Here is a 19789-nt window from a genome sequence, read left to right on the forward strand (position 1 = left end):
ATCCCGCTGAGCACCAGCCGTCCCCCGCGGCTGGTGCTCAGCGTTGTTTCAGTCCCGCAGCTTGCGCAGGATGCGGGCGAGCTCGGCGCGGTCGGCGGCGCTCAGTTCGGCGAACAACCGCTCGCCCTCGGCGGCCCGGGCCTGCCGGATGGTCCGGCCGGTGGCGGTGCCGTGCGCGGTCAGCGCGACCAGGGTGGCCCGCCGGTCGGCCGGGTCCGGGCGGCGTTCGACCAGGTCGCGGGCCTGAAGGTCGTCGACGACCTCGGTGGCGGAGCGGGGCGCGATGCGCAGGTGCTCGGCGAGCGCGCTGAGGCGCATCTCGCCGTGTTCCATCAGTACGCCGAGAGCGCGTGACTGCGACGGTGAGATGTTCCACGGCTCCAGGGCCACCCGGGTTCGGTGACGCAGGCGGCGGGTAACGGCCCAGAACGCCTCGAGCAAGCTCTCGTCCTCCACGGGAACAAGGTAACCACAGTTGCGGTTGTACCCTCATGTTGAGGTAACCTCAACAATGGGTGCGCCGGACTGCCTCTTGCGTGGTCCGGTCGCTCGTAGCCCGTACAGGGAAAGGTCTGCTCTTGGCTCAAGGATCCGGCCGCGGCGCGGCACGCACATTGACCCCGGCGGAGAAGGCGCAGGCCCGCTCCGTCTCGTTGCGCCGCATCGGCGCCCTCTTCCGCGGCCACCGCCGGCAGCTCGCCGTCGTGGTGGCGGTCATCGTGATCTCCTCCGCGCTCGCGATGATCTCGCCCTTCCTGCTGCGCGAGGTCATCGACGTCGCCCTGCCGCAGGGTGACCTGCGCCTGCTGCTCTGGCTGGTGGCCGGCATGGTCGGCGTCGCCGCGGTCACCGCCGCGCTCGGCGTGGTGCAGACCTGGATCTCCACCGACGTCGGCCAGCGGGTCATGCACCGGCTGCGCACCGACGTCTTCGCCCACCTCCAGCGGCAGTCGGTCGGCTTCTTCACCCGCACCCGCACCGGCGAGGTGCAGTCGCGGATCACCAACGACATCGGCGGCATGCAGCAGGTGGTCACCTCCACCGCGAGCTCCGTCGCCTCGAACTTCACCACCGTCGTCGCCACCCTGGTCGCGATGACCGCGCTGTCCTGGCAGCTCACGCTGGTCTCGCTGATCGCGCTGCCGCCCGCGGTCCTGCTGACCCGCCGGGTCGCCCGGATGCGCCAGGTGATCACCGCCCGGCGCCAGCGCGAGCTCGCCGACCTCAACGTGATCATCGAGGAGGGCCTGTCGATCAGCGGCATCCAGCTGAGCAAGACGATGGGCGCCGGCGACGCGCAGATCGACCGGTTCACCGCCTCCTCGCGCCGCCTCATCGACCTCGAGCTCCGCTCCGAACTGGCCGGGCGCTGGCGGATGGCCGCGATGAGCATCGTCTTCGCCGTCATCCCGGCGGCCATCTACCTGGCCGCGGGTCTGCCGGTGGCCGCCGGTGCGATGAGCATCGGCACCCTGGTCGCGTTCACCGCGTTGCAGGGCAACCTGTTCCGCCCGCTGATGAGCCTGCTCGACGTGGGGGTCACCCTGACCAGCTCACTCGCGCTCTTCGCGCGGATCTTCGAATACCTCGACCTGCCGGTCGAGATCGAGGAGCCGGCGAGCCCGGTGCGGCTCTCGCCGGTGCGCGGCCACCTGCGCTTCGAAGATGTGACTTTCGCGTACGCCGGAAGCACGACGGCCGCCCTGGCCGGAGTGAGTCTGGACGTTCCCGCCGGGTCGTCGCTCGCCCTGGTGGGGGAGACCGGTTCCGGTAAGAGCACGATCGCGTCGCTGATCGCTCGCCTGCACGACCCGACATCGGGACGGGTGACGATCGACGGCGTCAACATTTCCGACATTTCGCTTTCGCAGCTGGCGTCCATCGTCGGCGTGGTCAGCCAGGAGACCTACCTGCTGCACACGACGATCCGGGAGAACCTGCGCTACGCGAAGCCGGACGCCACCGACGCCGAGATCGTGGCCGCCGCCCGGGCCGCCCAGATCCACTCGCTGATCGAGGCGCTGCCGGACGGCTACGACACCATGGTCGGCTCACGCGGGCACCGCTTTTCCGGCGGGGAGAAGCAGCGCATCGCGATCGCCCGTACCCTGCTGCGCGACCCGCGCATCCTGGTCCTCGACGAGGCGACGAGCGCCCTGGACAACGAGACCGAACGGGCTGTGCAGCGCGCCTTCGACGAACTGTCCCGCGGCCGGACCACGGTGACCATCGCGCACCGGCTCTCCACGGTCCGCGACGCCGACCAGATCGCGGTCATCGACCACGGCCGCATCCTGGAATCCGGCACCCACGAATCCCTGCTCAACGACGGCGGCCGCTATGCGACGCTGGCCCGCTAGGTCGGTTGCGCTTCTTCGGGGTACGCGTGACCGGTGTCCCGCCGAAGCCGACGCGTTCCCGCTGTCCCAGCGCGAGCCAGGCTCGCCCTTGCCGCCCCAGCGCGGCCGCCGGGAAACAGCATCACCCGCCGCATGCCGATGTGAGGATGTTCTATCGCGCGACGGCGTCTGCCGGCGGCTTCAGCTCCGGATACCGGTCGAAGCACTTCCTGATCTCTTCGACCGACTCCACGGCGGCCGCGAGCCCGGCGAGGACGTCGAGTGACTTGTCGAGTTCATCGTGCGGCTGATCCACGGGCTTCACCTGGAGGCGGTCGCACCAGTACCATCCGGCAACCTCGACCTTGTTGAGGGCGGCGACGTCATTGATCAGGCTGCCTCGCAGCTCGTCCCAGCCCCACAGCTCTCCGTTGCCGTACGCGTCCGACTGCGAAGCACCATCGCGACATAGGTTCCAGGCGGTAACACCGTCCCGGAAGTCGTGATCGGTCAAGTTGCTGCGCCCGGTCTGGGGGTCAGTGAGAATCCAGCGGGAACCGTTCCAGTACTCAACCACCCAGTGGTCGATCCAGAGTTGTGCCGAGAAGTAGCCGGCGAAGCCGCATCGGATGCGAGCTGGAGTGCCCGTTGCGCGGAGCAATGCGCAGTGCAGCAGCGCGAAGTGGTAGCAGAAGCCGAACATTCTCTGCTCGACGGGCCGCTCGCGATCCAAGGGCGCATCATCGATGCCGATCACGTTGTCCAGGATCGCTTCGGCGCCGACGGTCTCCTTCTGCGACATGCGCTCGGCCGAAAATCGCAGGCCCTGAACTTTCGCTGTGTAGTCGTGAATCAGCAAACCTCGCACGATTGCGCTGAGTGCCTCCGGGTCGGCCGGAAGGCCGGGCAATTGGCCGCGGTGGCGCCCGAGGTCGGAGGTAACGCTTGGCCGCCGGTAGAACCGCGCGATCTCAGTCATGGGGAGCAAGGGTACAAAATTCGCTGGTACGCACGCCAGCAATCATTTGGCGGTGGCCAGTGTCATCTGTTCGAGCCAGGTCTCTTTAGCCCAAGATCAGATGCATTGTGGCACTGTCCGGCACGTGGTCGACTCGCTGGTTCAAGGCGCGTACGCAGCGCTCACGCGAAATCAAACGGACCATCGGACGGAGATCTTCCGCGACGATCACGACTTGCTCAGGTGGTACCTGTCATCCAGGGGGTATCCCACCTTGACCGATGAGGCAAACAAGCGTCGGCTCTACGTCTTGACCCGGATGGACATCCACCAACTGAACTTCATGAACTACGAGTCCGGATTCCTGAGCCACGAGTTCTGGTCCGCGTGGAAAAACGTTCTCGTAACTGATCTTCGAATTCCCGAGTTCGCGGAGCTATGGCCGATGTTACGCAATTTTTATGCGCCGACTTTCGTAGCCTTCTGCGACGAAGCGCTGCAAATGCCTGCCGATGAATTTGAGTCGTCGGTGCCGACTAAATCGCAGGAAGGATAGGCCGAGAGAGGCGCTTCGATGAACTCAGGCTCCGCCTGGTGGACCTTGTGGGGCTCGAACCCGGTGGGCCAACGGGAAGGCGGCGGCCAGCAGGAAGGCGGCGTGTGGGCCTGCGGCGCATGTGGGGGATCGCGGTGTGCCGGCGGCCGGCAGGAGGCGCCTGGACGTGAGCTCGCGCGACGTGATGTTGAGGGGACAGCCGCCGGTTCGGGCGGGACGGAGTGGTGTTTCCCGGCTGTCGCGCTGGGGCGGTGAGGGTGGGCCTGGCTCGCGCTGGGACGGCGGGGACGGGTCGGCTTCGGCGGAGCGCCGGTCACGCGTACCCCGGAAGAGCGTGACCGGCAAGCGAAGCCTCTGCTAGGGGTTTTTGGGTCGCGTGGACAGCACGGTCAGCATGGCCGGGCCGGCGCTCTCCACCTGGGTGAAGCGGAGGTCGGCGGGCTTGGCGAACAGCCGGTCGCCGGCGCCGGCGATGGTGGGGAAGATGAGCAGGCGGTACTCGTCGATCAGGTCGGCGGCGGCCAGCGTGTGTACCAGGCTCAGGCTGCCGATCACCACGATGTCGCGCCGCTCGCGTTCGCCGGTGACCCAGGTGATCGGGTCGCCTTCGATCGGGGCCGAGTTCTGCCACCTGGTCGCGTCGATGCCGGTACGCGTCGCGACCCGTTTCGGCACGGTGTTCATCAGCCGGGCGTATGCGGTGTCCCGGCCCGGCCACAGCCGGGCGAAATGCTCCCAGGTCCGCCGGCCGTACAGCTGAACGCCCTGTTCCATCCGTGCCCCCAGGCCGAACCGGTCGCCGGTGACCGGCCCCTGCCCGTTGCGGAACGCCCAGCCGCCGTGGCCGGTGCCCCAGCGTCCGTCCGGGTCGGAGACCACGCCGTCCAGCGTGGCGAACTGGATCACGATGACGTCGCCCATCGCGGGCTCCCTTCTGTCGCCTCACGCACACATACCGGCGCCGGGCGGCGAACTCATCGGCGTACGCTCCGCGCGTGGACCTGGAGGCCTTCCGCGGGGATCTGCTGGCGCACTGCTACCGGATGCTCGGCTCGTTCACCGAGGCCGAGGACCTGGTGCAGGAGACGCTGCTGCGCGCCTGGCGGGCCGCCGACCGGTACGACCCGCAGCGGTCCTCGCCGCGCACCTGGCTGCACCGGATCGCCACCAACGTCTGCCTCACCGCGCTGGAGGGCCGGGCCCGGCGGCCGCTGCCGAGCGGGCTGGGTCCGGCCGGCGACGACCCGTACGCGCCACTCACCCCTGACCTCGACGTTGCCTGGCTCCAGCCGTTCCCGGACGCCCGGCTCGGCGATCCCGCCGACGCCGCCCAGCAACGTGCGGGGCTGCGCCTGGCGCTGGTGGCGGCGCTGCAACTGCTGCCCGCCCGGCAGCGCGCCGCGCTGGTGCTGCGGGAGGTGCTCCAGCTGCCCGCCGCCGAGGTCGCCGAGATCCTGGACAGCAGCGTCGCCTCGGTGAACAGCAGCCTCCAGCGGGCCCGGGCGACACTGCGCACCGCCGCGCTCTCCATCGAGGAGCTGCGGGAGCCGGTGGACCCGGGCGAGCGTGCCGTCGTCGACCGCTACCTCGCGGCGTTCGAGGCGGCCGACGTGCCCGGTCTGACCCGGCTGCTCGCCGACGACGTGGCCCTGGAGATGCCGCCGGTGGCGTTCTGGCTGGCCGGGCGGGCGCACTACGGCGAGTTCATGGAACAGGTCTTCGCGCGACGCGGCACGGGCTGGCGGCTGCTGCCCGTGCCGGCCAACGGCAGCCCGGCCCTCGCGGCGTACGTGCCGGACGGCACCGGGCTGCGGGCGCACTCGATCCAGGTGTTCACCGTGCGCGAGGGCCTGATCCGGCGCTGTACGACCTTCGCGCAACCGGCCCTGTTCAGCGGGTTCGGGCTTCAGCTGAAGCGGTCGTAGAAGACGACCTCCTCGAGCGGGCGGCGCTTCGGCTGCGCCCAGCGGCCCTTCGCCGGGTGGCCGAGCGGGATCAGGGCCATGGTCAGCGCGTCGTCCGGCAGGCCGAGCAGCTTGCGCACGTCCTCCTCGTGGCCGACGTGCAGGGTGGTGAGGGTCGCGCCGAGGCCGTGGGCGCGGGCCGCCAGGATCAGGTGCTGGACGGCACCGTAGATCGACGAGCCGAGGCGCGGGTTGGTGGACTTCGCGGCGCCGAGCATGACCGGGATGATCCAGACCGGGGCCTCCTCCAGGTGGTTGGCCAGGTGGTCGGCGGCCAGGAAGCTGGCCTTGCTCATCGTGCTGCCCGGCGGCGCGTTCAGGATCTGTTCGCGCCGGGAGCCGTAGTGGCGCTCCCAGCCCTCCCTGTACCACTGCGCGATCTGCCGCTTGATGTCCTCGTCGCGGACCACGATCCACGCCCAGAACTGGCCGTTGCCGGCCGACGGCCCGCGGATCGCGGCGTCCAGGATCTCGCGGATCACGTCGTCGTCGATCGGCTCGGTGGACAGGTAGCGGCGGGCCGGCGTGGAGTGCAGCGCCTCCATCAGAGGCAGATCCGTGGTCATGGAAGGAGAGTAACGATCCGCTCCGCGACCCGGGGGGATTGCAAGATCGTGTAGTGGTTGACGTCCGGCACCCGCTCGGCGTCGTCCACGCCGGTGAGCTGGTCGGCGGTGTAGAGACCGCGGTCCTCGTCCATCAGCCCGCGCGGTGCCCAGAGCAGCGGATACGGCGCGGGCACCGGGTTGGTCAGCATGTCGGCGGCGTCGCCGCGGACGGCGTCGAGAACGCACGACGAGCCGATCCCGGTGAAGTCGCGCAGGATGTAGGCCTCCAGATCCGGCGTCCAGTAGCGGCCCAGCGCCGGGTTGGACCGGAAGTAGTCCAGGTAGGCGGCCGGCGACTCGAAGGTCATCGACAGCCGCCGCATGGCCGGGCCGATGATCGCGTGCAGGGCGGCGTCGACGTCGACGCCGGGTGGCACGGGCAGGGCCACGCCGCCGTCGACCATCAGCACCGGACCGGCCCGCTCCGGGTGCCGGGCCGCGGTGGCCGCCACCACGAACGCGCCCATCGAGTGGCCGACCAGCGGCACCCGTTTCACTCCGAAGTGGTCGGCTACGGCGATCAGGTCGTCGGCGTGCGCCGCCATACCGTACGGTCCCGGCAGGTGCGCGCTGCCGGCCCGGCCGCGCAGGTCGGGCGCGACCAGATGGACGCGGCCGGCCAGCGCACGGGCGACCGGGGCCCAGGACAGGCCGTTCGCGGTGATGCCGTGCGCGGCCAGGACCACCGGGCCGTCGCCGGGCCAGCTGAGCACCCGCAGGTCGCCGCCGTCGACCGGGATGTCGATCTCGTCCATCACGTCAGTGTGCCGTCCAGCCGCAGTCGATCGTGATCGAGGACCCGGTGATCAGGCGGGCCGGCGGCGTGCACAGGTACGCCAGGATCTCCGCCACCTCCTCCGGCTCGACCAGCTCCTTGATCGCCGCCCGGTCGAGCATGATCTTCTCGACCACCTCGGTGGCGGAGATGCCGTGCACCGCCGCCTGGTCGGCGATCTGCTTGTCGACCAGCGGGGTACGCACGAACGCCGGGTTGATGCAGTTCGAGGTGACCCCGTGCGCGGCACCCTCCAGCGCGGTCACCTTGGACAGCCCCTCCAGGGCGTGCTTGGCCGTGACGTAGGCCGCCTTGTACGGCGACGCCCGCAGCCCGTGCACCGAGGAGATGTTGACGATCCGGCCCCAGCCGCGCTCGTACATGTGCGGCAGCACCAGCCTGATCAACCGGAACGGCGCCTCGGCCATCACCCGCTGGATCAGCGTGAACCGGTCCGGGGGGAACTCGGTCAGCGGCGCCACCACCTGCAGGCCGGCGTTGTTGACCAGCACGTCGACCTCGGCCGGCAGAGCGTCCACGGCGTCCAGGTCGGACAGGTCGGCGGCGATCGCCCGGCCGCCGATCGCGGCGGCCACCTCCTTCGCGGCCCGCTCGTCGATGTCCACCGCCACCACCTCGGCGCCGGCCGCGGCCAGCCGCTCGGCGCACGCACGCCCGATGCCGCTGCCCGCGCCGGTCACCAGCGCGGTGCGGCCCGCCAGATCAAGGTCGACCACCTGTGCCGTCGTCATGGCCGGAAACGTACGGACCGCCGGCCGCCACCGATATGTGTCCGGCACACACAACCGGCCACCAGCCCATGTGATCGATGCCCGTGGTTTCGTTCCGTCGCTGCTCCTAGCGTGTGGCGGCATGAAGCGTCCTCTCACCACGGCCGTCGTCGCGGCGGCCGCCCTGCTCCTGGCCGCCTGTGGCAGTCCACAGGCGGCCACGGACGGCGCCGGCCCCATCCGGGTCGGCATCGTCTACTCCCAGTCCGGCCCGCTCGCCACCTACGGTGCGCAGTACGCGGAGGGCTTCAAGGCGGGTCTCGCGTACGCGACCGGCGGCAGCGGCAAGGTGGGCGACCGGGCCGTCGAGGTCACCTACGTCGACGACGTCGGGGATCCGGTCAAGGCGGTCTCCGCCGCCAAGGACCTGATCGGAAAGGGCTACCAGGTGCTCGCCGGGTCCACCTCCTCCGGCGTCGCGCTGCAGGTCGCCCCGCTCGCCGCCGAGAACAAGGTGCTGTTCGTGTCCGGTCCCGCCGCCACCGACGGGCTCACCGGCGCCAACAAGTACACGTTCCGGTCCGGCCGGCAGTCGTACCAGGATGTGCTGACCGCCAAGTCGTACCTCGGCGACGGCAAGAAGGTGCTCGTCTTCGCACCCGACTCGGCGTTCGGCAAGTCGAACGTCGCCGCCGTCACCGCCGTGCTCGGCGGCGCCGGAGCGACCGTCACCGACATCGCGGTACCGGCCAACGCCACCGACTTCACCCCGTTCGCCAGCCAGATCAAGGCCGCCGCCCCCGACCTGGTCTTCGTCGCCTGGGCCGGCACCACCGCCGGCGCCATGTGGCAGGCACTCGACCAGCAGGGCGTGCTCGCCTCCACCAAGGTGGTCACCGGCCTGGACATCCGCGCCTCCTGGGCCGGGTTCGGGGCCGGCGGCACCAAGCTCAACCTGCTCGCGCACTACTTCGACGGCGCCGCCGACAACCCCGCCTACCAGGCGCTGAAGGCCGCGGTGCCGGACGGCAAGACCGACCTGTTCCACCCGGACGGGTTCGCCGCCGCGCAGATGATCGTGCACGCGGTGCAGAGCAGCCCGGACGACGCGGACAAGATGGTCGCCGCCCTCGAGGGGCACAGCTTCGACTCGGTCAAGGGCAAGCTCACCATCCGCGCCGAGGACCACGCGCTGCTCCAGCCGATGTTCCGGGCCAAGCTGACCGACGCGACGACGGCTTCCCCGGCCGGCGTCGTCTCCGCCGAGGACGCCACCCCGCCCGCGGCCGCGATGAAGGGCTGAGAACGAATGACGACCCCGGCCGGTGGGCGCGCGGCAACCGCGCCCACCGGCACCCTCACCGCCGCCCTCGCCGTCGAGGGCCTGTCGTGGCGGATCGGCGCCGTGCCGATCGTCGACGATGTGACGCTGCACCTCGAGCCGGACGAGTTCATGGCCCTCATCGGACCCAACGGCGCCGGCAAGACCTCGCTGTTCAACCTGATCAGCGGGCTGCGCCGGCCGAGCGCCGGGCGGATCCGGCTGGGCGGTGAGGACGTGACCGCGCTGGCCCCGTACCGCCGGGCCCGCCTCGGCCTGGGCCGCACCTTCCAGACCTCGGCGGTCTTCGGCTCGCTCACCGTTTCCGAGAACGTCGCCCTGGCGGTGCAGGCCCGCCGGGGCGGCGCGATGCGGGCTTGGCGCAAACGCGCCGACCTGTCAGTGGTCGCGCGGGCCGAGGAAATCCTTCAAGAGGTACGCCTGGAAGCACGCGCCGCAGCCCTCGCCGGCTCCCTGGCCCACGGTGAGAAACGGAAGCTGGAGATCGCCCTGCTGCTGGCAGGCGAACCCCGGGTCCTGCTGCTCGACGAGCCGATGGCCGGAGTGAGTGCCGAAGAGGTGCCGGCGCTGGTCGCCGTCGTCCGCGGACTGACCGCCGGCACCGGGCGCAGCGTGCTCATGGTGGAACACCACATGGACGTGGTGCTCGATGTGGCGGACCGGGTGGCTGTGCTGCACCACGGGGCGCTGCTGGCCTGCGACACGCCGGCCGCGGTGATGGCCGACCCCTTCGTGCAGGAGGCATACCTGGGGGAGGAGCTGTGATCCTTCAGGTCACCGACCTTTCGGTACGGCTGGGTGGCTCGCACATTCTGCAGGGCGTCAGCTTCGACGTCGCCCCGACCGGAGTCACCGCCCTGCTGGGGCGCAACGGCGTCGGCAAGACCACGACGCTGCGGGCGGTCCTCGGTGAGGTGCCCGCTTCCGGTGCGGTCTCGTACGACGGTCGGCCGGTGCTCGGGCGTCCCACCCACAAGCTGGTCCGCGACGGGCTCGCCTACGTGCCCGAGGACCGGTGCGTCTTCGCCGGGCTCACCGTCGCGGAGAACCTGCGCCTGGCCTCACGGGTCCCCGATCCCGACTTCGAGCTGGTCCACGACCTGTTCCCGGAGCTGCGGGAACGAGCGGGACAGCGGGCCGGCACCCTGTCCGGCGGGCAGCAGCAGATGGTCGCGATCGCGCGGGTGCTGCTCAACCCGAACCGGCTGCTGCTGGTCGACGAACCCACCAAGGGACTGGCCCCGGCCGTCGTGACCGCGGTCGCCGGTGTGCTGGAGCGCGTCGCTTCACGCGTACCGATCCTGCTCGTCGAACAGAACCTGGCGGTGGTCCGCCGGCTCGCCACCGACGCGGTGGTGCTCGAAGCCGGGCGCACCGCCTGGCACGGCCGCGCCGCCGACCTGCTCTCCGACGCCGACGCGACGAAGTCGCTGCTGGGCGTCGGATCCACCGCCGGGAGGCACTGACATGTCCACCGTGGTCCTGCTGACCCTCACCGGGCTCGGCCTCGCGGCCCTCTACTTCCTCATCGCGTCCGGCCTGTCCCTGGTCTTCGGCCTCGCCGGGGTGCTCAACTTCGCGCACGGCCTGTTCCTGTCCGTCGGCGCGTACGCGACCTGGTGGGCGGCGCCGCGCTGGGGCTGGCTGCCCGCCCTGGCGTTCGGCGTCGCCGTGGCCGCCGCCACCGGAGCCCTCGTCGAGCTGGTGCTGATCCGCCCGCTCTACACCCGGCACACCGAACAGGTCCTCGTCACCGTCGGCCTGTCCCTGGCCGGCGTGGCACTCCTGCAATCCGTCTGGGGCGCCGACGCCCGGGTCTTCCCCCGGCCGTCCTGGACCTCCTCGGTCGTCGGCGTCGGCGGCGCCCAGGTGCCGGCCGACCGGTTCCTGCTGATCGGCGTGGCCGTGCTGGTGCTGCTCGGGCTGCTGGCGTTCCTCCGGTTCACCCGCTACGGCCTGATCATCCGGGCCGGTGTGGAGAACCGGGCCATGGTCAGCGCGCTCGGCATCGACGTACGCAACGCGTTCACGCTGGTCTTCGCGATCGGCGGGGCGCTCGCCGGGCTGGCCGGCATCCTCGCCGGCATGTACTTCAGCTCCATCTCGCCCGGCCAGGGCGCCGCCCTGCTGATCTTCGCCTTCATCGTGGTGGTCATCGGCGGCCTCGGCTCGGTGGCCGGCGCGGCGGGCGCGGCCGTCGCCGTCGGGTTGCTGCAGCAGTTCGTGAACTACTACGGCACGGCCGGCGCGGGGGACGTGAGCGTGGTGGCGTTGCTCGCCGTCGTGCTCCTGCTGCGCCCCACCGGCCTGGCCGGAAAGGTGGCGACCGCATGACGGACCTACTCCAGCCCACCGGCTCCTCCGCGGCCGTCGGTTCGCCCGGCCCGGCGCCGCGCGCGGGATGGCGCGCCTGGCTGCGCCGGGCCGCGCCGGCCCTGGTGCTGCTGCTGGCGGCGGTGCTGCCGTGGTCGACGCTCAGCCTGCCCGGGCTGTTCGAGGGCCCGCTGAACTCACCCGGCACGCTGCAACTGCTCGCCGTCTGCCTGGTGTTCGGCGGGCTGGCGCTCGGTTACGACCTGCTCTTCGGGCGTGCTGGGCTGCTCTCCTTCGGTCACGCGCTCTACATCGCCGCCGGGGCGTACGGGGTGGACATCCTGGTCAGCCACTACGGCTGGGACCTGTGGAGTGCGGCCGCGATGACCGTACTCGCCGCCGCGCTCCTCGCCGCCCTGCTCGGTTCGGTGGCGTTGCAGACCTCCGGGATTGCGTTCTCCATGGTCACGCTTGCCTTCGCCCAGGTCGGCCACATCGTGATCAACCGAGATCCGGGCGGTCTCACCGGCGGCGAGGAAGGCCTGCCGCTGGCCAGTGCGGGCCTGCCGGCCGCGTTCGTCGGCGTGGTCAACACGGTCAACCTGTACTGGCTCGCCCTCGCCTTCCTGACCGTGGTCGTCCTGGTGGTGCACACCATCGACCGCGCACCGCTGGGCCGCACACTGACCGGACTGCGCGACGACGAGCGGCGGATCGCGGTGCTGGGCCTGTCGCCGTACCGTCTGAAACTGCTCGCCTTCGTGCTGGCCGGCGCTCTGGCCGCACTCGGCGGCGTCACATACGCCCTGGTGGTCGGTGGCGCCTCACCGCACGTGGCCTCCTCCGAGCTGACCCTCTCGCTGATCGTGATGGCCGTGCTCGGCGGAGCCGGCACCCGCTGGGGAGCCGTCCTGGGCGGCATCCTCTACGCCTACCTGGACCAGCGGCTGGCCCGCCTCGGCGGTTCGCTGCCGGGCCCGCTCGGGGAGCCGCTGTTCGTCCTCGGCACGCTCTTCATCCTGGCGGTCTACTTCGTGCCCGGCGGTCTGGCCGGCCTCGGCGGCCGGCTGGAGCCGGTCCGCCGGGCGCTCGGCCTGCGGCGAGATCGCGCACATCCGCCGGCGGGCACGCCGTAGGGCTGACGGACCGGCGTCCCGGCCGGCACGGCCCCGTGCCGGCCGGGACGCGGCTCGCGGCCGCTGTCACAGCGACGACGATGCCCGGGTCAGGCGGGTGGGCGGCCCGCGTAGGCGCCGCTCGGGCGGAAGCGGCTCGGCCGGTCGGCGTACTCCTCCAGCGCGTGCGCGAGCCAGCCGGCCGTGCGCGCCACCGCGAAGACGGCCTCGCCGGCGTCGGCCGGCATGCCGTGGTGCAGGGCGAGCGCGGCCAGCGCGAGGTCGATGTTGGGGGCGACCCCGGACCGGGTACGCATCGCGTCGGCCAGCCGGATCGTCGTCTCCCGGACCGGGCCGTCGTCGAGCAGCTCGAACAGGACGGTGGCGCGCGGGTCGCCGCCGGGATAGAGCGGATGGCCGAAGCCGGGAACCGGAATACCGGATCGCAGCCGGTCGGAGATGCCGGCGACCGGGTCCAGGCCGTTCACGGCCTCGGCGAGCATGGGGTACGCGAGCGCGCTGGCGGCACCGTGCAGAGGCCCGTCGAGTGCGGCGAGTCCCGCGCTGACCACCGCGTACGGGTGGGCGCGGGTGGACGCGGCGATCCGGGCGGCCAGAGTCGACGCGGCGAGATCGTGGTCGGCGAGCAGGATCAGGGCGGCGTCGAGTGAGCGCACCGCTGACTCGGTGGGCGGTGTGGCGGTCAGCCGGTACCAGAACGACTCGGCGAGCGAGGAGACCTGGACCGGCACGCCGGTGCGGGGCGGCAGGGCGTGCACCATGGTGGCCAGCAGCTGCCGGCCGGTGGCGACGACCGCGGCCGGGGCGGTGTCGAACCGCAGCGGGTCGGCGGCGGCGACCGCGGCGACCGTCACCCGCAGCCGGTCGGTGAGGCGGGCGGTCTCCGGTAGTGGCCTGGTCACCGCGGTGGCCAGCCGGTTCAGGTGGTAGTTGACCGGAAAGCCGGTGTGCGCCAGATCCCCGGTCCAGAGCAGGCTGGTCACCGCCTCGTAGGTGGACGTGCCGGCCAGCACGGTCGCGTCACGGCCGCGGTAGAACAGGCCGCCGTCCTTGATCAGCGTGATGCCGGTCTGGATGTTCGGCGTGGTGGTGCGCTTGCGGCCGGCCACGAACGCGTCCACGTCGCCCTTCGCGAACAGGCTGCCCTTGCCGTCCGCGTTGCGGTGGCTGCTGAGCAGGCCGCGGCTCACATAGGCATACACGGTGGCGGGTTTGACGCCGAGCCGGCCGGCGACCTGTTCCGTTGTCAGCAGTTCCGCATCCATGTGCGCATGCTCTCATATTGACTGGATCAACATTGACAGCAGATCATGTTGATTCCAGATTGAATTCATGTTGACTGTCAATCCAGGGCTTGCCGGTGTCATCGCGTTCGACACCGAGATCGCCGAACCGGACCGCGACGGCGGGGCGCTGCGTTACCGCGGCGTCGACATCCGCTCGCTGGCGGGCACCGTCTCTTTCGCCGACGTGTGGGGACTGCTCGCCGACGGCGACTTCCAGGCGGCGCTGCCGCCCGCCGAGCCGCTCCCGATCCCGGTGGCGACCGGCGACATCCGGGTCGACGTGCAGGCCGCGGTGTCCATGCTGGCCGCGCGGTGGCGGCTGGGCCAGCTGATCGACATCGACGAGCGGCAGGCGCGCGACGACCTGGCGCGCACGTCCGCCACCGTCCTGTCGTTCGTCGCCCAGGCCGCGCGCAGCACCCAGGCCGAGGGTGGGGCTCGGGCCGCGCGCAGCACCCAGGCCGAGGGTGGGGCTCGGGCCGCACGCAGCGCCTGGACCGCGGGCGGCGCCCGGCACGCCGTGCCGCAGCGCCTGGTCGACGCCGGCCGCACCGCGACCGAACAGTTCATGATCCGCTGGCAGGGCGAACCGGACCCACGCCACGTCGCCGCGATCGACCGGTACTGGGTCTGCGCCGCCGAGCACGGCATGAACGCCTCCACGTTCACCGCCCGGGTCGTCGCCAGCACCGGCGCCGACGCGCCGGCCTGCCTGTCCGCGGCGATCTCCGCCCTGTCCGGCCCGCTGCACGGCGGCGCTCCCGCCCGCGCGCTCGGCATGGTCGAGGCCGTCGAGCGGGGCGCCGACGCCCGTGCCTACGTGCGGCGCATCCTGGACGGCGGCGGCCGCCTGATGGGTTTCGGTCACGCCATCTACCGGGCCGAGGACCCGCGAGCACGCATCCTGCGCGAGACGGCCCGGGAGCTGGGCGCACCCCGCTACGAGGTGGCGCGGGAACTGGAGCTGGCCGCCCTGGCCGAGCTGCGGGAGCGCAAGCCGGACCGGGTCCTGGAGACCAACGTGGAGTTCTGGGCCGCGGTGGTGCTGGACTTCGCCGGCGTGCCCGCCGAGATGCTGACGGCGATGTTCACATGCGCGCGCACGGCCGGATGGAGTGCGCACATCCTTGAGCAGAAGCGCCTTGCAAAGATCATCCGGCCATCAGCGGATTACGTCGGTCCGGGCGAGCGGGACGCGGCCGAGGTGCGTGGCTGGTCCGAGGCGCTGCGCCGCAACAGTTGACCCGGCACAGGGAACCGGTCGCGGCGCGCGGTGAGGGCGCAGCGCCGTGACGGTCGGCCGGGCGTCGGCCACGCGGCTGCAATGCGCGGTGAGGGCGCAGCGTCGCGACGGTTGGCCGGGCGTAAGGGACGCGGCTGCGGTGCGCCCTGGGGGCGCAGCGTTGCGACGGTCGGCCGGGCGGAGGGGACGCGGCTGCGGTGGCGGCCCTGTGCCGCGACGATCGGCCGGCGCAGGTGGTGTGCGGCGCCGCTGAGAAGCCGGACGGCCCGGGCGGCGACCCCCCTTGACCGCCGCCCGGGCCGGGCTTCAGACCGCGACCTCGGCCAGCACCGGGCGGACCAGCTCGGCGAACTCCTCCGGCCGCTCGATCTGGGGCATGTGGCCGGTCCTGGCGAACATGTGCGACCTGGCGTGCGGGAACGCGGCCTGCGCCGCCGCCAGGTGGGCGCACGGCAGGATCAGGTCACAATCGCCCCAGATGAGCATGGTGGGTCTGGGGTGTGCGGACACCCGCTGCAACAAGTCGGTGCGCCAGGCCGCGGCCACGCCGCGGAAGCCGCCCAGGGCGCGCGCCACCTCCAGATAGACCGGTGCGAAGTCCGGCTGGCGGGCGATCCTGATGGCCATCTCGATGCGTTCCCGGGTGACCATCGCGCGGTCGGCGAACAGCGTGCGTTCCACTCTCGGCGCGGTCCACCTGTCGATGCGGCGCAGCATCTGGCGGCCCAGGACGGGGACGGCCAGCATGCGCAGCGCGACCGTGACCTCCTTGCCGAACCCGGCACTGTTGACGAGGGTCAATGTTGACACGCGGTCCGGCGCCGTGGTCAGCATCTGCATGGAGACGGCGCCACCCAAAGAGTTGCCCATCAAGTGCACCGGGCGGCTCTCGCCCAGCGTGTCCAGAGCCGCCCAGACTCCCTCGGCCAGGACGGGCAGTGTCGTGGGGGCGGGCATCCGCTGGGACAGGCCGAAACCGGGCATGTCCAGGCTGATCACCCGGTAGTCGCCCAGCAACTCGTGCTGCGGCCACCAATCTTCCAGGCTGCGGCCGATCCCGTGCAGCAGGACCACCGCCGGGGCGGCGGGGTCGCCTGTTTCGTGGAACCGGATGCGCGTACCCCGTACATCCAGGTAGTTCATTGCCGGACCACCGCCGTGCCGGCGCCGCGGGCGACCGTGAGTGCGCGCACGATGCGGGCGTGACCGACCGGCATGAGCCGGGCCAGCAGGTCCGGCGCCTTGGCGCTGGCGGCGATCAGCAGCCGGGCCTTGCGCTTCGCGACGGCCCGCAGGATCTGTTCCGCGGCCTTGTCCGGGGGATAGCTGAGCAGGGCGGCGAACAGCTGGCGATTGGGTTCGATCTCTTCTTCCGGTACGCGTGAGCCCACCAGCGCCGACTCCGCGATCCGCGTCCGGATGCCCCCGGGATGGACGGTGGTCACGCCGACGCCGTTGTCCAGCAGCTCGCTGCGCAACGACTCGCTCAACCCGCGCAGGGCGAACTTGCTGGCGCTGTACGCACTCTGCCCGGGCGGCGCGATCAACCCGAACAGACTTGACACGTTGACGAGATGACTGCCCGGCGATGCAGTCAATGCGGGAATCAACATGTGCGTCATCAACATGGGTGCACGGAAGTTGACGTTCATGACGGTCTCGAACTGCTCGATCGACACTTGATCGAAGCGTCCGCCCAGCGCGACCCCGGCGTTGTTGATCAGCAGACCGATCGCCGGATGTTCGGCCAGGATCCGGTCGGCGAGGCCTTCGACGGCGGAGCGATCGGCCAGGTCGGCGACGATCGTCCGCACGGGCAGGGCCGGGTGGGCGGTGCGGATTCGGCCGGCGACCGCTTCCAGCCGGTCACCGTCGACGTCGATCAGGACCAGGTCGCTGCCGCGGAAGGCCAGGCCGTAGGCGAGTTGTTCGCCGATGCCGCTGGCCGCGCCGGTGAGCACGGCGGTCCGGCCGGCGAACCGGTATTCGGGGAGTCTCATCGGACCACCTCTTCTTTGCGGGTAGGTGCGGTACGCCGGGTGAACACCATGTCCCGGGTGACGTCGGCGCGCGGAGTGGTCAGCACCTCGCGCAGATAGTTCTGGCGCACGATCCACGGGTCGCGGTCGCCCTGCACCGGGAACGTGTCCAGGGCGCGCCGCACGTACCCGGAGGAGAGGTCGAGCAGCGGGCGGCCGGTGCCGGGCGGCGTCGCCGGGGTGGCGCTCGCGTAGCCGTGGCGCTCCATGTGGTCGAGCAGTCTGAGCAGGTAGCGGTGGGACAGATCGGCGCGCAACGTCCACGAGGCGTTGACGTAGCCGATGCAGTAGGCGAAGTTCGGCACCCCGGACAGCATCAACCCGCGGTAGGTGGCCCGCCCGCCGACCTGGATCGGCTCGCCGTCCACGGCCAGCTCGATGCCGCCGACCGGCAGCAGCGACAGCCCGGTGGCGGAGACCACGACGTCGGCGTCGAGCACGGTGCCGGACTCGAGCCGGATGCCCTCCGGCACGAACGTCTCGATGTGGTCGGTCACCACCGACGCCCGCCCGGACGTGATCGAGGTGTAGAGGTCGCCGGCCGGGATCACGCAGAGCCGCTGGTCCCAGGGGTCGTAGCGGGGCTTGAAGTGCTCGTCCACGTACCCCGGATTCTCCAGGTAGCGCAGGGCGACGCGGCGCAGTGCGCGGCGCACCAGCCGCGGCCGGCGCCGGGCCACCTGGTAGAAGGCCTGTGTGAGCAGGATGTTCTTGGCGCGGGCGACGCGGTTCGCCGCCTTCGGCGGCAGCATGCGGCGGACCAGGTCGGCGATCACGTCCCGGTTCGGCAAGGGTGTGATGTACGTGGGCGAGCGCTGAAGCATCGTGACGTGCGCCGCGTCGGCGGCCATGGCCGGGACCAGCGTCACCGCGGTCGCGCCGCTGCCGATCACGACCACCCGCTTGCCGCGATAGTCCAGGTCCTCCGGCCAGAACTGCGGGTGCACGAGGAGGCCGCGGAAGTCCGCCATGCCGGGGAAGTCCGGCTGGTAGCCCTCGGTGTAGCTGTAGTAGCCGGCGCACCCGTACAGGAACTTGCAGGTGTAGACCTCGCCGCCGGCGGTCCGCACGGTCCAGCGGGCGTCCGGGGTGGACCAGTCGGCGCGGACCACCCGGGTGCCGAAGCGGATGTGCCGGGTGATGCCGGCCTCCTCCGCGGTGTCCTCGATGTACCGCCGGATCTTGTCGCCGCCGGCCAGCGCCTCCGGCTCCCGCCACGGCCGGAACGGGTAGCTGAGGGTGAACATGTCGGAGTCGGAGCGGACGCCGGGGTAGCGGAACAGGTCCCACGTCCCGCCGATCGCGTCACGCGCCTCGAGAATCACGTACGTGTCCTGGGGCCGTTGCTTCTGCAGGCGCCACGCGGCGCCGATCCCCGAGAGGCCGGCGCCGACGATCAGCACGTCGAAGTGGCGGTCAGCCGGCATGCCCGGCCCCCTCGCTGGCCGGAGGGCTGGCCGGAGGGCTGGCAGGAGAGCCGGCCGGAGGGCTGGCCGGGAACCACGGTGGTGTGCCGGTGCCGGTGATCCGGACGCCACCCCAGGGGTCCGGATCACCGAGCTTCACCGGCGTCTCCCGCCGGTCGATGACGATCGCGGCCCGGCGCAGGCCGGCGCCGACCCGTTCACGCAGCATCTGGTCCGGCCCGGTCCGCCCGGCCCAGCGGAACCTGCCCTCGACCGGTTCGAAGTAGGCCGACATCCGCACCTCGACCGGGACCGGCCCGTCGTCCAGGCGTAACGTCGCCGCTCCCCGGTACTCCTCTTGGTCGGTACTCACGCGTTCTCCGCCCACCCTTCGTGTGCCGCCAGTCCACCGGGGATGTCGGCGGCGCGGCGGATGCCGGCGATCCCGCCCCAGAGGAACGTCGTCAGGTACTCGCCGAGCGCCTCCCGGCTGATCGGCTGCTGCTGCCGTAGCCACCAGTCACCGACCGCCTGCACGTAGCCGACCACCCCGTACGCCCAGGGCAACGCGGCACCGGAGTCCAGCCCGCGGGCCCGCAACCGGTCCCCCAAGATCCGGGCCAGCCCGCTGGCGACGGTGTCCATCACGTCGGCGACCACGTCGCGGTGCCGCGCGATGTCCGGCTGGTGCACGACGAACCGGTAGAGGTTGAGGTCCGACTCGATGTGCGCGAGGTAGACGTCGATCGCCGCGCCGATGATGGCCCGCTCCTCGCGGACCGCCGCGACGGCCGGGACCATCGCCTCGATCACCATGTTCCCGGCCTGCTGGCCGACCGCGAGCCACAACTCGGACTTGTCGGCGAAGTAGCGGTAGAGCACCGGCTTGCTGACCCCGGCGTGGGCGGCGATCGTCTCCATGCCGACGTCCGGGCCGTGGATCCGGATCGCCTCGATGGCCGCGTTGGTGAGTTCCGCGCGGCGCTGCTCCCGGTGGCTGTCCCAGCGGCCGCGGCGGCCGTCGGAGCGATTGTCGGGATTGACGGGTGGAGTGACCGGACTCATAGTACTAGAAGTAACTGTTACCGCCGGT

At 71.4% G+C, this 19789-nt stretch carries 21 protein-coding genes; 9 read left to right on the forward strand and 12 right to left on the reverse strand.

Going from position 1 to position 19789, the window contains the following annotated elements:
- Positions 1-48: 48 nt before the first annotated feature.
- Positions 49-456, reverse strand: coding sequence for a MarR family winged helix-turn-helix transcriptional regulator (locus I4J89_RS06585; RefSeq protein ID WP_196412938.1), 408 nt, complete (start codon positions 454-456; stop codon positions 49-51).
- 158 nt (positions 457-614) lie between these two features.
- Here I4J89_RS06585 and I4J89_RS06590 point away from each other — a divergent pair, with 158 nt between their 5' ends.
- The gene (locus I4J89_RS06590) at positions 615-2360 is read left to right on the forward strand and encodes an ABC transporter ATP-binding protein (protein ID WP_196413348.1); all 1746 of its coding nucleotides are present in this window, start codon (positions 615-617) and stop codon (positions 2358-2360) included.
- Between the two features lie 151 nt (positions 2361-2511).
- On the opposite strand, the gene I4J89_RS06595 is transcribed toward I4J89_RS06590, so the two are convergent.
- Positions 2512-3318 carry a transglutaminase-like domain-containing protein gene (locus I4J89_RS06595; protein ID WP_196412939.1) on the reverse strand — a complete coding sequence of 269 codons (807 nt, stop codon included), beginning with the start codon at positions 3316-3318 and terminating at the stop codon, positions 2512-2514.
- A gap of 124 nt (positions 3319-3442) precedes the next feature.
- On the opposite strand from I4J89_RS06595, the gene I4J89_RS06600 reads away from it, so the two are divergent.
- Entirely contained in the window at positions 3443-3853 is a 411-nt protein-coding gene (locus I4J89_RS06600) for a hypothetical protein (RefSeq protein WP_196412940.1), read from the forward strand.
- 357 nt (positions 3854-4210) lie between these two features.
- On the opposite strand, the gene I4J89_RS06605 is transcribed toward I4J89_RS06600, so the two are convergent.
- Positions 4211-4774, reverse strand: a complete 564-nt coding sequence (locus tag I4J89_RS06605; RefSeq protein WP_196412941.1) for a dihydrofolate reductase family protein — start codon at positions 4772-4774, stop codon at positions 4211-4213.
- A gap of 74 nt (positions 4775-4848) precedes the next feature.
- On the opposite strand from I4J89_RS06605, the gene I4J89_RS06610 reads away from it, so the two are divergent.
- Positions 4849-5778 carry an RNA polymerase subunit sigma-70 gene (locus tag I4J89_RS06610; protein WP_196412942.1) on the forward strand — a complete coding sequence of 310 codons (930 nt, stop codon included), beginning with the start codon at positions 4849-4851 and terminating at the stop codon, positions 5776-5778.
- Here the strand turns inward: I4J89_RS06610 and I4J89_RS06615 are convergent.
- The 3 genes from I4J89_RS06615 to I4J89_RS06625 are packed head-to-tail and all read right to left on the reverse strand — an operon-like array spanning position 5760 to position 7952.
- Positions 5760-6383: a nitroreductase family protein gene (locus I4J89_RS06615; RefSeq protein WP_196412943.1), complete on the reverse strand. Its 624-nt coding sequence runs from the start codon at positions 6381-6383 to the stop codon at positions 5760-5762. The genes I4J89_RS06610 and I4J89_RS06615 overlap by 19 nt on opposite strands.
- Positions 6380-7180 carry an alpha/beta fold hydrolase gene (locus I4J89_RS06620; RefSeq protein WP_196412944.1) on the reverse strand — a complete coding sequence of 267 codons (801 nt, stop codon included), beginning with the start codon at positions 7178-7180 and terminating at the stop codon, positions 6380-6382. Before I4J89_RS06620 ends, I4J89_RS06615 begins: the two co-directional genes overlap by 4 nt.
- Positions 7181-7184: 4 nt before the next feature.
- Positions 7185-7952: a 3-hydroxybutyrate dehydrogenase gene (locus tag I4J89_RS06625; protein ID WP_196412945.1), complete on the reverse strand. Its 768-nt coding sequence runs from the start codon at positions 7950-7952 to the stop codon at positions 7185-7187.
- Between the two features lie 121 nt (positions 7953-8073).
- On the opposite strand from I4J89_RS06625, the gene I4J89_RS06630 reads away from it, so the two are divergent.
- From I4J89_RS06630 to I4J89_RS06650, 5 genes are read left to right on the forward strand one after another with little or no spacing between them, the layout of a single operon-like run.
- Positions 8074-9234, forward strand: coding sequence for a substrate-binding domain-containing protein (locus tag I4J89_RS06630; protein WP_196412946.1), 1161 nt, complete (start codon positions 8074-8076; stop codon positions 9232-9234).
- Positions 9235-9240: 6 nt separating this feature from the next.
- Positions 9241-10038: an ABC transporter ATP-binding protein gene (locus I4J89_RS06635; protein ID WP_196412947.1), complete on the forward strand. Its 798-nt coding sequence runs from the start codon at positions 9241-9243 to the stop codon at positions 10036-10038.
- Positions 10035-10739 (forward strand): ABC transporter ATP-binding protein, encoded by a 705-nt coding sequence (locus I4J89_RS06640; protein WP_196412948.1) that lies wholly within the window; start codon positions 10035-10037, stop codon positions 10737-10739. The genes I4J89_RS06635 and I4J89_RS06640 overlap by 4 nt, the downstream gene beginning before the upstream one ends.
- A 1-nt stretch (position 10740) precedes the next feature.
- Positions 10741-11607 carry a branched-chain amino acid ABC transporter permease gene (locus tag I4J89_RS06645; protein ID WP_196412949.1) on the forward strand — a complete coding sequence of 289 codons (867 nt, stop codon included), beginning with the start codon at positions 10741-10743 and terminating at the stop codon, positions 11605-11607.
- The gene (locus I4J89_RS06650; protein WP_196412950.1) at positions 11604-12722 is read left to right on the forward strand and encodes a branched-chain amino acid ABC transporter permease; all 1119 of its coding nucleotides are present in this window, start codon (positions 11604-11606) and stop codon (positions 12720-12722) included. The genes I4J89_RS06645 and I4J89_RS06650 overlap by 4 nt, the downstream gene beginning before the upstream one ends.
- Positions 12723-12811: 89 nt before the next feature.
- Here I4J89_RS06650 and I4J89_RS06655 read toward each other — a convergent pair whose 3' ends face one another.
- Entirely contained in the window at positions 12812-13987 is a 1176-nt protein-coding gene (locus I4J89_RS06655; protein WP_196412951.1) for a citrate synthase family protein, read from the reverse strand.
- Between the two features lie 67 nt (positions 13988-14054).
- Here I4J89_RS06655 and I4J89_RS06660 point away from each other — a divergent pair, with 67 nt between their 5' ends.
- Positions 14055-15251, forward strand: coding sequence for a citrate synthase 2 (locus I4J89_RS06660; RefSeq protein WP_196412952.1), 1197 nt, complete (start codon positions 14055-14057; stop codon positions 15249-15251).
- A gap of 306 nt (positions 15252-15557) precedes the next feature.
- Here I4J89_RS06660 and I4J89_RS06665 read toward each other — a convergent pair whose 3' ends face one another.
- Genes I4J89_RS06665 through I4J89_RS06685 form a run of 5 tightly spaced genes read right to left on the reverse strand, consistent with a single transcriptional unit; the run spans position 15558 to position 19761 of the window.
- The gene (locus I4J89_RS06665; RefSeq protein ID WP_196412953.1) at positions 15558-16394 is read right to left on the reverse strand and encodes an alpha/beta fold hydrolase; all 837 of its coding nucleotides are present in this window, start codon (positions 16392-16394) and stop codon (positions 15558-15560) included.
- The gene (locus tag I4J89_RS06670) at positions 16391-17251 is read right to left on the reverse strand and encodes an SDR family NAD(P)-dependent oxidoreductase (protein WP_196412954.1); all 861 of its coding nucleotides are present in this window, start codon (positions 17249-17251) and stop codon (positions 16391-16393) included. Before I4J89_RS06670 ends, I4J89_RS06665 begins: the two co-directional genes overlap by 4 nt.
- Entirely contained in the window at positions 17248-18717 is a 1470-nt protein-coding gene (locus tag I4J89_RS06675; protein ID WP_196412955.1) for a flavin-containing monooxygenase, read from the reverse strand. The genes I4J89_RS06670 and I4J89_RS06675 overlap by 4 nt, the downstream gene beginning before the upstream one ends.
- Complete coding sequence (locus I4J89_RS06680; RefSeq protein WP_196412956.1) at positions 18707-19069, reverse strand: DUF4873 domain-containing protein; 363 nt, start codon at positions 19067-19069, stop codon at positions 18707-18709. Before I4J89_RS06680 ends, I4J89_RS06675 begins: the two co-directional genes overlap by 11 nt.
- The gene (locus I4J89_RS06685) at positions 19066-19761 is read right to left on the reverse strand and encodes a TetR family transcriptional regulator (protein ID WP_196412957.1); all 696 of its coding nucleotides are present in this window, start codon (positions 19759-19761) and stop codon (positions 19066-19068) included. Before I4J89_RS06685 ends, I4J89_RS06680 begins: the two co-directional genes overlap by 4 nt.
- Between the last annotated feature and the right edge of the window lie 28 nt (positions 19762-19789).

Origin of the sequence: Actinoplanes aureus, from assembly GCF_015704865.1 — a bacterium.
Classification (GTDB): Bacteria; Actinomycetota; Actinomycetes; order Mycobacteriales; family Micromonosporaceae; genus Actinoplanes; species Actinoplanes aureus.

Excerpts from the sequence above, each read along its gene's own strand:
- I4J89_RS06620 (WP_196412944.1), bottom strand. The coding sequence starts at position 7,180 with ATGGACGAGATCGACATCCCGGTCGACGGCGGCGACCTGCGGGTGCTC.
- I4J89_RS06630 (WP_196412946.1), top strand. The coding sequence starts at position 8,074 with ATGAAGCGTCCTCTCACCACGGCCGTCGTCGCGGCGGCCGCCCTGCTC.
- I4J89_RS06670 (WP_196412954.1), bottom strand. The coding sequence starts at position 17,251 with ATGAGACTCCCCGAATACCGGTTCGCCGGCCGGACCGCCGTGCTCACC.
- I4J89_RS06660 (WP_196412952.1), top strand. The coding sequence starts at position 14,055 with ATGTTGACTGTCAATCCAGGGCTTGCCGGTGTCATCGCGTTCGACACC.
- I4J89_RS06595 (WP_196412939.1), bottom strand. The coding sequence starts at position 3,318 with ATGACTGAGATCGCGCGGTTCTACCGGCGGCCAAGCGTTACCTCCGAC.
- I4J89_RS06655 (WP_196412951.1), bottom strand. The coding sequence starts at position 13,987 with ATGGATGCGGAACTGCTGACAACGGAACAGGTCGCCGGCCGGCTCGGC.
- I4J89_RS06685 (WP_196412957.1), bottom strand. The coding sequence starts at position 19,761 with ATGAGTCCGGTCACTCCACCCGTCAATCCCGACAATCGCTCCGACGGC.
- I4J89_RS06645 (WP_196412949.1), top strand. The coding sequence starts at position 10,741 with ATGTCCACCGTGGTCCTGCTGACCCTCACCGGGCTCGGCCTCGCGGCC.
- I4J89_RS06665 (WP_196412953.1), bottom strand. The coding sequence starts at position 16,394 with ATGAACTACCTGGATGTACGGGGTACGCGCATCCGGTTCCACGAAACA.
- I4J89_RS06615 (WP_196412943.1), bottom strand. The coding sequence starts at position 6,383 with ATGACCACGGATCTGCCTCTGATGGAGGCGCTGCACTCCACGCCGGCC.
- I4J89_RS06605 (WP_196412941.1), bottom strand. The coding sequence starts at position 4,774 with ATGGGCGACGTCATCGTGATCCAGTTCGCCACGCTGGACGGCGTGGTC.
- I4J89_RS06635 (WP_196412947.1), top strand. The coding sequence starts at position 9,241 with ATGACGACCCCGGCCGGTGGGCGCGCGGCAACCGCGCCCACCGGCACC.
- I4J89_RS06675 (WP_196412955.1), bottom strand. The coding sequence starts at position 18,717 with ATGCCGGCTGACCGCCACTTCGACGTGCTGATCGTCGGCGCCGGCCTC.
- I4J89_RS06650 (WP_196412950.1), top strand. The coding sequence starts at position 11,604 with ATGACGGACCTACTCCAGCCCACCGGCTCCTCCGCGGCCGTCGGTTCG.
- I4J89_RS06625 (WP_196412945.1), bottom strand. The coding sequence starts at position 7,952 with ATGACGACGGCACAGGTGGTCGACCTTGATCTGGCGGGCCGCACCGCG.